General features: G+C 52.3%; 1 protein-coding gene. It reads right to left on the minus strand.

The genetic code is table 11. The annotated features are described in order from the left end of the window. Nucleotides 1–177: 177 nt before the first annotated feature. On the minus strand, nucleotides 178–1,362 hold the full coding sequence (locus G453_RS24775) for an ATP-binding protein (protein WP_051272541.1): 1,185 nt from the start codon (nucleotides 1,360–1,362) through the stop codon (nucleotides 178–180). Nucleotides 1,363–1,473: the final 111 nt, after the last annotated feature.

A 1,473-nucleotide genomic window follows, 5' to 3' on the forward strand; every position in this document is an offset into this window, starting at 1 on the left:
CCATTGCGTGAGCACTGGGTGGCTCCATTAGGTGAACATCCGGTGGCTCCATTGGGTGAACATCGAATGGACCCATAGGGGCGGTCGCCGACAAATGCACGCTCACGGAGAAAATGGTGAGCAGCCCCCCCCCCCCCCCCCGACTCGTCATCCCGTAGCATCTCTTCTGCCCATTAATCATTGAACCATTTCCTTCACGCGCAGAACCCTCTCAATCACTTCCACCAGCGCAGCTTTGTCGACGGGCTTGGCAATGTAATCGTCCATTCCTGCGGCAATGAACTTCTCTTTGTCACCGGCCATGGCGTAGGCAGTCATCGCGATTATTGGAATGCTCGACTTCGCCCCAAGATTACTTGCACCCCTGATCGCCTTTGTCGCTTCGACGCCGTCCATGATAGGCATTTGGACATCCATAAGGACCAGGTCGAAATCCTGTTCGACTAGTCTCTGGAGTGCTTCCTGACCGTCCTTGGCGATGGTGACTGAGTAGCCGGATTTCTCGAGCATCCGCTTGGCAGTTATGAGGCTGACGGAATCGTCTTCAGCTATGAGTATGCGCAAGGAGGCCACGACAGCCGGAAATGGAGCGCCACCTCCGGCAAGCTCGACTGATTTCGGCTCAACCGTAGGAAGCTTGAAGGGCAGGGATACGTAAATAGTCGTCCCTTCTCCAGGGGTGGTATCAACCGATATCTCTCCTCCCAAGAGACTCACCAAGCGGCGAACGATTGAAAGCCCTAAGCCTGCCCCCTGAAAGCGCCTGGTGTATGAACCTTCAGCCTGTACAAATGGCTCAAAGATATCCTTAAGATACTCATCGGCAATCCCTATTCCAGTGTCGCTGACAGCGAATAACACCCGAACAAATGAATCACTTGAACCCGGCAACAACGAGGCATCAATTCGCACTTCTCCTTTCTCCGTGAACTTGAGGGCATTCCCGACAAGGTTGAAAAGAATTTGCCTGAGCCTAGGTTCATCACCGATCAATACCAGAGGGAGGTTATCATTCCATCCGTACTCCAAAAGGAGCCCTTTCCCACGTGCCTCCATCTCAAAAAGCTCCCGGATGGAATCCCGCGTTTCCTTGATGTTGAATTCTGCCTCAACTATTTCCATCCTGCCGGCTTCAATCCTTGAGATGTCAAGAATATCAGAGAGAAGCCGGGTCAATCGATTGGTGGACCGAATCGCTCCCAACAGGTACTCTTTTTGTTCTTCATTCGGGTCAGTAGTCTCTAATAGCTGGAGCATTCCGAGTACACCGTTGAGAGGGGTGCGTATTTCATGGCTCATGTTCGCCAGGAATTCACTTTTGGCGCGGCTGGCGGCATCTGCGATCTTCCTCGCATTCAACAATGACGCTTCAATTTTTTGGGTCTTCGACGTTTACTGTGGAAATCCCCCGTTCAGAAGATCTGCGATGGGTGCCCCTATCAGGTAGATCATGGTGATGAAAGTGGTCACGTT

The sequence above is a fragment of the Fundidesulfovibrio putealis DSM 16056 genome, assembly GCF_000429325.1.
Classification (GTDB): Bacteria; Desulfobacterota; Desulfovibrionia; order Desulfovibrionales; family Desulfovibrionaceae; genus Fundidesulfovibrio; species Fundidesulfovibrio putealis.